The sequence below is a fragment of the Arthrobacter sp. P1_B4 genome (genome assembly GCF_056406555.1).
The window spans coordinates 1-8,756 of record NZ_JBFTZW010000110.1 but is presented as its reverse complement, the minus strand read 5'-3'; the positions used below and the strand labels follow the sequence as shown (position 1 = coordinate 8,756).

At 64.6% G+C, this 8,756-nt stretch carries 9 protein-coding genes and 1 pseudogene; 6 read left to right on the top strand and 4 right to left on the bottom strand.

Annotated elements, in window-relative coordinates:
• Positions 1–225: 225 nt before the first annotated feature.
• Positions 226–618 (top strand): SHOCT domain-containing protein, encoded by a 393-nt coding sequence (locus AC1D1W_RS18735; protein ID WP_043436041.1) that lies wholly within the window; start codon positions 226–228, stop codon positions 616–618.
• Between the two features lie 48 nt (positions 619–666).
• Here the strand turns inward: AC1D1W_RS18735 and AC1D1W_RS18730 are convergent.
• From AC1D1W_RS18730 to AC1D1W_RS18720, 3 genes and pseudogenes are all read right to left on the bottom strand, one after another.
• Positions 667–1,331: pseudogene (locus tag AC1D1W_RS18730) on the bottom strand (response regulator).
• A 46-nt stretch (positions 1,332–1,377) separates the two neighbouring features.
• Entirely contained in the window at positions 1,378–1,764 is a 387-nt protein-coding gene (locus AC1D1W_RS18725; protein ID WP_243177419.1) for a hypothetical protein, read from the bottom strand.
• Between the two features lie 24 nt (positions 1,765–1,788).
• The gene (locus AC1D1W_RS18720) at positions 1,789–2,568 is read right to left on the bottom strand and encodes a type 1 glutamine amidotransferase family protein (RefSeq protein WP_476944474.1); all 780 of its coding nucleotides are present in this window, start codon (positions 2,566–2,568) and stop codon (positions 1,789–1,791) included.
• 97 nt (positions 2,569–2,665) lie between these two features.
• On the opposite strand from AC1D1W_RS18720, the gene AC1D1W_RS18715 reads away from it, so the two are divergent.
• The 5 genes from AC1D1W_RS18715 (at position 2,666) to AC1D1W_RS18695 (ending at position 7,192) form a co-directional block, all read left to right on the top strand.
• On the top strand, positions 2,666–3,055 hold the full coding sequence (locus AC1D1W_RS18715; protein ID WP_243177421.1) for a VOC family protein: 390 nt from the start codon (positions 2,666–2,668) through the stop codon (positions 3,053–3,055).
• 121 nt (positions 3,056–3,176) lie between these two features.
• Positions 3,177–4,367: a Fic family protein gene (locus AC1D1W_RS18710; protein ID WP_243177422.1), complete on the top strand. Its 1,191-nt coding sequence runs from the start codon at positions 3,177–3,179 to the stop codon at positions 4,365–4,367.
• A gap of 67 nt (positions 4,368–4,434) precedes the next feature.
• Positions 4,435–5,196: a MerR family transcriptional regulator gene (locus tag AC1D1W_RS18705; RefSeq protein ID WP_476944473.1), complete on the top strand. Its 762-nt coding sequence runs from the start codon at positions 4,435–4,437 to the stop codon at positions 5,194–5,196.
• 115 nt (positions 5,197–5,311) lie between these two features.
• On the top strand, positions 5,312–5,758 hold the full coding sequence (locus AC1D1W_RS18700) for a cupredoxin domain-containing protein (RefSeq protein WP_243177424.1): 447 nt from the start codon (positions 5,312–5,314) through the stop codon (positions 5,756–5,758).
• Between the two features lie 60 nt (positions 5,759–5,818).
• Complete coding sequence (locus AC1D1W_RS18695; RefSeq protein ID WP_243177425.1) at positions 5,819–7,192, top strand: FAD-binding oxidoreductase; 1,374 nt, start codon at positions 5,819–5,821, stop codon at positions 7,190–7,192.
• A 46-nt stretch (positions 7,193–7,238) separates the two neighbouring features.
• Here the strand turns inward: AC1D1W_RS18695 and AC1D1W_RS18690 are convergent, their stop codons facing one another.
• A complete protein-coding gene (locus AC1D1W_RS18690; protein ID WP_243177426.1) occupies positions 7,239–8,291 on the bottom strand; it encodes a S66 family peptidase in 1,053 nt (350 codons plus the stop codon).
• Positions 8,292–8,756 lie beyond the last annotated feature (465 nt).

Here is an 8,756-nt window from a genome sequence, read left to right as displayed (position 1 = left end):
GGCTCCCGTGGTGCACCCCTCGCCGGATGCTGCGAGTGAGCTGCATTTCTTTTAGGCCCGCCGCTTCCGGTTCCGCCATCCCGCGCCTGCTCCGCACTTCCTTCTGCTGACCCCGCACAGTGGCGCTCCCGCGCTGAATTCGGGCCCTTTGGTCCTAACGGCGTACGGCCCGGGGGGCTAGTTTGGCGCTTAAGGATGCCAGCAGGGCGTCCTCAGAACGGAAGGATGGCTCCCGTGGAGCAATTCTGGAACTTCATTTGGCTGTTCTTTTGGTCATTCGCGTTCATCGCGTATCTTTTCGCGCTGTTTGCAGTTATCTCGGATATTTTCCGGGACCACGAACTCAGCGGTTGGCTCAAGGCTGTGTGGATCATCTTCCTGGTCTTTGTGCCGTTCCTCACGGTTCTCGTGTACCTGATCGCGCGGGGCCGCAGCATGGCCGAGCGCCAGGCCCGCAGTGCCCAGCGGGCCGAAGCCGCAACAACGGAATACATCCGCTCCGTGGCCAAGTCGTCCCCCTCCCAGGAAATCGCAAAGGCCAAGGAACTCCTCGACGCCGGCACCCTGACCCAGGCCGAATTCGACGCCGTCAAGGCCAAGGCGCTGAGCCAGGCCTGACCGTCCCGCTGCGTCCTATAGGTGCATTTCTCGCCATCGGACCAGCAGTCAGTTCGGCCGCCGGTAGCTGGCCAGGCCATGTTCGTAGGCGAAGATGACGGCGTGCACACGGTCGCGCAGCCCGAGTTTCATGAGGATGCGGCCCACGTGGGTTTTGACTGTTGATTCCGCCACAGTCAGTGGTTCCCCGATCTCGGTGTTTGTAAGTCCCAGGGCAATGGCCGAGAGTATTTCCCGTTCCCTCTGTGTCAGTGATGCCACCGCTTCATCACCCGCGGCCGGGGGGCCGGAGGGAAGCCTTTGGCTGAAGAGGTCCAGCATCCGGCGTCTGACCCGGGAGGAAATGGCGGCGTCTCCTCCGGCGACGGCCCGAAGGGAAACGAGCAACTCAGCTGGCCCCACATCCTTGAGCAGAAAACCACTGGCACCGGCCCGGAGGGCCGCGAAGGCATACTCGTCGAGATCGAACCTCGTGAGGACAATGACCCGTGAGTTCGGGCACTCCTCCACAATGCGCCGGGTCGCGGCAATCCCATCCGTGCCGGGCATTCGCACATCCATCAGCACGACGTCCGGTGCCAGAGCTCGACACATGTCGACGCCACTGCTGCCGTCAGCGGCTTCACCGGCGACTTCCACGCCGTCCTGGGCTTCCAGGACCATGCGGAAGCCCGTCCGGACAAGTGTTGGTCATCGACGAGCAGCACCCGGATCGGCCGCGTGGACGAGGCAGCTACGGCTTCCAACACCGGCACGAGATCAGTGGAGTGCGATGACCAGGTAGAGGGCTGCAAGGGCGATCGTGGTGGGGGTCATGACGAAGCGTTCGGGTTTGCTCCGGGAGATTGCGTTCATAAGGACTCCGAGCACGAAGTATGCCGTCAGCACCCACACGGTGATCGCAGTAAATGATTCGCTGACCAACAGCGGGACAAAGCCGGACTTGGCCAGCGCCGCATAAGCGAAGAGGGCATACAGGGGAATGGATGCTGCGCTCCCGATTCTGAGTTTGGCCGGGAGGACGCGGTGTTGTCCGCCCCACGCCATTCTCCCCAGCGGTGCTCCGGCGATCAGCGCCACCTGGAAAACAGCCAGGCCGGCCAAGAGTGCGCAGGCGAGTATTGCGGAAAGCTGGTCCAACAGCATCTGGATCCATCCCCTTGTCGAGTCCTAGGCAGCAACGCGTGTTGCGCCGTGCGATGCACGCCGTGTTGTGGTGGCTGTGGAGAGCATATTCGTGAACCCGGTGCAATTACGGGACCCGCAATCCGCGCCTTTCACCCACCACGTTGAAGAGGCCGACGGCGATCGTCGGCCGGAACCAGCGTTGAGTCCGACGGGAATATCCGAGGCGGCGAAGGACTGGTCAGGTATCTGGGCTGCCGCCGCCCCCTGCCACCCCGGGTAATTCATCAGCCGACCGACTCGCTCTGCTTCGGCCGTGCCGGCCAGGTCCTCCAAGACTTTCAGGGCGCCGGGGATGCCGGAGGTTACACCGGCCGTGGTGGTGGTCCTGCCGTCCTGAACGAATCGCCGGCCTCCCATCCATTGGACCTGGGGGTGGCTCCGCTTGAGCGCACCCAGGCGGGACCAGTGGCTCGTAGCCTTACGCCCGTCCAGCCCTCCGGCTTCGGCCCCGTCGACGGCGGCAGGGACGGCCCGCGCCGCGATTGTATAGACCGAAAAATCCGGGGAACTGGCAAACACTTCGTACGGGGCCAGAACGTCACTTCCCACGGTGCCTGACGATCCCAGGACAACGGCGACAACTATCGCGCCGGATGAGGAGAGCCGGTTCGTGGGCAGGTCCGTCGGCTCCTGTGCGGCGGGGCGGACGTGACGTTGCGCGTCCGCCACCACCGCGCCCGCGAAAGCCATCGCGATCACAGCTAAGAGGGACAGGCCAACCGAGAGAGCGGCGTGAATGAGTCGTCTAGAGAGGGGAGCCATGAGTGAGTCTCGATTCCGGGATTCCGGGCATCAACTGTAGGGCGCGCCGTTGATCCACGGCCTGTGCGCAGCAGGAATCAGGGGTACTCTGAGCCGCATGGAGATGCGCCTCGAGGTAGTACAAGTACCCGTCAGTGACGTGGACAAGGCCAAGTCGTTCTATACGGACCGACTCGGGTTCGTTCTGGACCACGACGTCGAATACATCCCGGGAATGAGGGTCGTGCAACTCACGCCACCGGGCTCCGCCGCCTCTATCGTCGTCGGCACCGGAATGACCAGCATGCCGCCGGGCAGCCTGGAGGGCCTGCAACTGGTGGTCCCCGATATGGCGTCCACGCGGGCTGAGCTGCTTCGGCGGGGAGCGGAAATCAGCGAAGTCCAGGACATGGGTGGAATCGCCTTCGCCTACTTCAGCGACCCGGATGGCAACCGCTGGGTGCTGCAGGAAGCCACGCGGCCGGACATGAGGGAAGCCGGCTCCTAGGGCTGGACGATCAAGGGCAGCGCGCCCCGCCGAGGGGTTTTCCTAAGCACGCGTCGCGTTATTCATGCTTAGCCCCTAAAATCTAAATAGTAGGGTGACTATTTAGACTTCCGGAGGATCCATGACCCGCTGGCCCGCGCACGGCAGCAAGATGATGCCCTGGAAGTCGTCCGGGCGGCCGCCGCGCGAAGACCGGGAATTCACCGAGGTGGTGGTCTCGCTGCCACCCTTGATCGCCGGGAGCTGGTTCGATCCGGGGCGTGAGACCATCGTCGCCCTGGAAGAGGCCGCCGTCGCCATCGCGTCCCTGGACGTCACTGCCGGTACGCGGATGGCCGCCATTAGCGGGTTCCTGCTCCGCAGCGAGGCGGTCTCCTCCTCCAAAATCGAGCACGTCAACGCCAACCGCGATGACTACGCCAGGGCCATGATCGGGCTCAAGGCCAGTGATGACGCCCGCTCCATGGTGGCTGCCGCCGACGCCGTACAAGGGATGATCGACGACGCCGGGCGAACCGGCGAGATCCGGCTGGAGGCAATGCTGGCCGCCCATCACACGCTCATGAAGAACGACCCGATGGACGGCCCACACGCCGGCCGGTTCAGGGAGGTTCAGAACTGGATCGGCGGCAGTGACCATTCACCGCGGGGCGCCATCCACGTCCCGCCCCCGCCGGAGCTCGTGCCGGACCTGATGGAAGACCTGATCGTCTTCTGCAACCGCAGCGACGTGCCGATCATGGCGCAGGCGGCGGTCGCGCACGCCCACTTCGAGTCCATCCACCCGTTCACCGACGGCAACGGCCGGATCGGGAGGGCACTCATCGGGGCGATTTCCCGGCGTCGTGGGCTCACCAGGAACACCGTCACCCCAATCGCGTCGGCGATGGTTGCCGACGTCGACACCTACTTCAGCCTGCTCAACAACTACCGCTCCGGTGATGCCGATCCGTTCGTGCTCTACCTGGCCCGTTCCGCCATCCGCGCCTCGGATGCCGCCCGCGAATCCGTCGCCGCCCTCGATGCGCTGCCGGCGATGTGGCTGGAGCTGGCCAGGCCACGCAGAGGATCCGCGGACGAGAAGATCATTCCGTGGCTGCTGGAGCGACCCGTATTCGAGGCCCACAGCGCAGCCCACATTGCCGGCGTCGCCGAAAGCTCCGTGTACGCCGCACTGCAGCGGCTCTCCACCGCCGGGGTCATTACCCCCGTCACCCAGTCCAAGCGCAGCCGTGCCTGGGCGGCGACCGAAGTCCTCGACGAGGTGGACCGGCTGAACAACCGGCTGGCCGACGTCGGGAAGACTGGCTGACCGGACCGGCCAGCCGGGCCAGTAGGTTCTTGATCCTCACGCGGGGTGAGGATCTACGGTTGTTCACATGACAGAGACGAGCGGTGCCGCAGGTCAATGGAGCATCGGCGAACTTGCCAAAGCGTGCGGCGTCACGGTCCGGGCGCTCCATCACTACGACGAGATTGGGTTGCTGTCGGCAGGCCGGCGGACGGCTTCCGGCCACCGCCGCTACACCGAGGAAGATGTCCGGCGGCTCTACCGGATCCGGTCGCTGCAGATGCTCGGCCTCCCGCTGGCCGAAATCGGCGTTGCACTGGGAACCCCTGCCGATGACATTGGCTCGCTGCGCACGCTCCTGGAAAGGCAGTTGCTGCATCTTAGCCAGCACGCCGAGCAGGTCCAGGCGGTCCAGGACCGGATACGCGACCTGCTTTCACGTATCGACGGGGCCACCATGCCGGTGCCGGAACAGTTCATGGCAACTTTGGAGATGATCACCATGCTCGAAAACTACTTCACACCAGAACAGCGCCAGGAACTGGCCGGCCGCAGAGCCGAACTTGGCAGCGACAGCATCGAGGCCGCCAAAGTCCGGTGGGCCGCATTGGTCGAGGAGGGTCTCAAGCATGTCGAAAACGGGACGCCGGTATCCGATCCGTCCATCCGGGAATGGGCCACGGCATGGGACGAAATCGGATCCATGTTCCACGCAGGCGAAGAGACCAAAGCCGCTGCCCGTTCCATGTGGCAGGACAATAAGACTGCCCTCAGCGCCGATCTGCCCTGGACCCCGGAGCAACTGGCCGGACTCATGGCCTACCTGCAAAAGGCCAGGACGCAGCCCTGATGGCCCGTGCTCTCTGTCGGAGCTTTTCAGCGGTGCTTTTTGATGGTGGCGGATGCAGAATGGAAAGAAGCCGGGCTGATTTCTCAGCCCCCTCCAGCGTTGAGGACGGCACATCATGACGAGCAACAAGACACGGACTGCACTTGTGTTGGCAACGGTACTGATCGGGCTGAGCGGCTGTGCCGGAGGCGGCGGAACGCAGGCGTCGGCCCCTGCCACGACCGCCGGGACCTCGCCCAGCATGTCGATGGAACCGTCTGCCCCGGCCGGCTCCACTTCGGGGCCGGGAAGCGGGGCGGCGAACGCCGCCGCCGCGACAATCACGATCAGCAACTTCGCCTACGAGATCCCGGGTGCGGTGGCTCCCGGGGCGGAGGTGAAGGTGATCAACATGGACACCGCAGAGCACACGGTAACCGCGGACCAGAATGCGACCCTCTTTGATGTCGAGGTCAAGGAAAACGGCGGCACGGCCACATTCAAGGCACCTTCCGAACCGGGGACTTACGCCTTTCACTGCAACTACCACCCCAACATGCACGGCTCATTGACGGTCAAATGAGCGCGGCGCCGCCGGCCGGCGCGCGTCCTCGACGATCTCGAACGAGAAAGGTGCCGTGGCGTGGCTTTCCGGACCCCCGCACCGTCGCTTGACCCATCCGCCGTCGATGGCCTGGGTTCGGCGCTCCGGGGCCGGCTGTTCCGGCCCGGAGACGCCGGCTACGACGACGCCCGGAAGGTCTTCAATGCGATGATTGACCGCCGTCCGGACGTCATTGTCCGCCCTGCCGACGCCGAGGATATTCGCCGTGCCGTGAACTTCGCCCGGGAAAATGATCTCCCTGTCTCCATCAAGGGCGGCGGCCACAACGTGGCAGGGAACGCCGTCGGCGCCCGCGGGCTCATGCTGGATTGCTCCGGCATGAAGAACGTTCAGGTCGACGCCGAACGGCGCGTCGCCTTGGCTGGAGCGGGTGCGCTCCTGGTCGACCTTGACGTCGCCACCCAGGCGCACGGCCTGGCCACGCCGCTCGGAGTTGTGTCGGTTACCGGCATCGCCGGTTTGACCCTCGGAGGTGGCATCGGCTGGCTCAACGGCAAACACGGGCTTGCTTGCGACAACGTGCTGGCCGCCGACATCGTGACTTCGGATGGCAGGTTGTTGACGGCGAGCCCCGACCAACACACAGACCTCTATTGGGCCATCCGCGGAGGCGGCGGCAACTTCGGTGTTGTCACGTCCTTCACCTATCGTTTGCATCCCGTCGGACAGGTTCTTGCCGGAGCGCTCTCATTCCCGGCCGAACGGACAAGGGAGGTCCTGGGCTTTTATCCCGGATTCGCCGCTTCGTGCCCCGACGAACTCTCGATGTCGGCCAGTCTGGGGTGTGACACCTCAGGACGCCCTGTCTTCGGCATCGGCGTCTGCTGGAGCGGCGCGCATGATGAGGCGGAGCTGGCGCTCCGGCCCCTGCGCGACCTCGGCCCAGATGTGGACGCGGTGGTGCCCACCGATTATGGCGTTTGGCAAAGCGCCCACGACGGCGGCTTTCCGCCGGGCCGGCACCACTATTGGAAATCGAGCTTTTTGACTGACCTCACCGCCGACGCCATCGATGTCCTGCTCCAGTTTGCGGCCGAGATGCCTTCAGCGGCAAGCGGCATCGGAATGCAACAACTGCACGGTGTGGCCGCTCGGGTTCCCCCGGCGGCGACGGCATTTCCGCATCGCCGGTCCCAGAGCGAACTCCTCATCCTGGGCCAGTGGTCCAAGCCGGCAGAAACGGAGCGCCACGTCGGCTGGGCCCGCGCCTTCTTCGAAGCGATGCAGCCCTTTGCCGCTAGCGGGGTGTACGTCAACGATCTTGGCCAGGAAGGGGAGGAACGGGTGAGGGCAGCCTACGGCGCCAACTACGACCGGCTGGCCGCCGTCAAAGCCGCATATGACCCCATCAACCTCTTCCGATCAAATCAGAACGTGCGTCCGACCGCATAGGAAATGAAGATGACCCGACGTGTGCTCCTGGCACTGCCTGCCACGATCAGGCATAGCTGGCTGTAACCGTCCTGGCTTCGCCGTCGAGTTGGATTCGACCGCCGTAGGGGAGGATCCACTGCGGGCGGGTGTGCCCGAAGGGAACCCCGATGCAAACGACGGCGGCCGGGCTGTATCGGGCGATTTCGGTGCTGACCACATCGCATTGTGCGGCGCGGAGCCGAGCCCGTTCGGCGGCAGACGGAACCTGTCCGTGGCTGCTGACTGGAGGCCTGGCGACCAGCACGCCGTCGACCGCCCCCAGGACACCACGCTCGCCGAGCGCTCGAACCCATCGCTTGACCCAATCTGCGGGAGCCAGCAGTTCGCTGGTTTCGAGGATCAGGATTGTGCCCCGGAGCGCGTCGACGGAGGGCAGCCTGTCGGCGATGGCGAGCTGGTCGAGGACTTCGATGCAGCCACCCCAGGTGTAACCGGAGACCGTGCGTCCGGGACCTGTCCACATCCAGGGTTCGGTGGGTTCGCGGTCGCCGTATTCGACGAGTGCCCGCGGCTCGAGCCAATCCGGCCCGAAGTCCTCCGACTCCCCGGGATCGGTGATCTCGAGCTCGCCTCCAGTGAGCAGCGCGGCCCGCAGGGAAGCGAGGTGGACGTCGTCAGCACCCGGCCCGGCGCCGAGGTGGACCTGGGTCGACCCTCCGTGATATCCGCGTATCCCGAGTGACCACAGCCAGTTCAGCAGGTTGGTGTTGTCGCTGTATCCGACGAAGATCTTTGGATTCGACCGCACGGTCGCCTCGTCGAGATGAGGTACGACCGTGATCTGGTCGTCGCCGCCGATGGTGGCGAGAATCGCGCGGATGCTGGGATCGGCGAACGCCGCATTGATGTCCGCCGCCCGTTCCCCGGGACTGGAACCGAGCTTGCGCGTCGTCGGGAATTCCACAGGGATCAAACCCGTGGCCGATGTGAGCCGCCGCATCGCCTGCTCATGCACGGCCGGGGCGAATCCGGGGGCGGCGAACGACGGGGAGAGAACCGCGACTCGATCGCCCGCATTGAGCTTCGGGGCGGACAGTTTCAACTGCGAATGATCCATGCACTCATCGAACCAGACGGGGCGTGGTTCGAGGCAACCCGACGACCCGACGTGCCGGTGCAGGATCCTCCAACGTGCTGCGGAGGAGGCGAAGACCAAATAGCGGTGCCGATGAGAAATCTTGTGGGTCAACGYCGTATCTGGCGCGCATCCATTTTCGGTATTTGGTGCAGCCAGTGCGGTAGGCTCCGATTCGAACCTTGGGGGACTGATGCTGAACTACTTTCGCGAAACGCAAGAGGCGAGATTTGCAACCCGTGCACGCCGGATCTATGGCTACGTCTCCGTCGGCTTCGTTGTTGCTGTCGGGGTCTTGGTGATTGCCGGCCTTGCACCGGTTTGGACTTCCTGGACGATCCTCGGCGTTTCTTGCGTTCTGGACGCTTTCCTGACCCGAAAGTGGATCAGAGAAGACGCACTCAGGGCTTATCGAAGCGACCGGGCCGGCTGACATCGCCTCGGCGG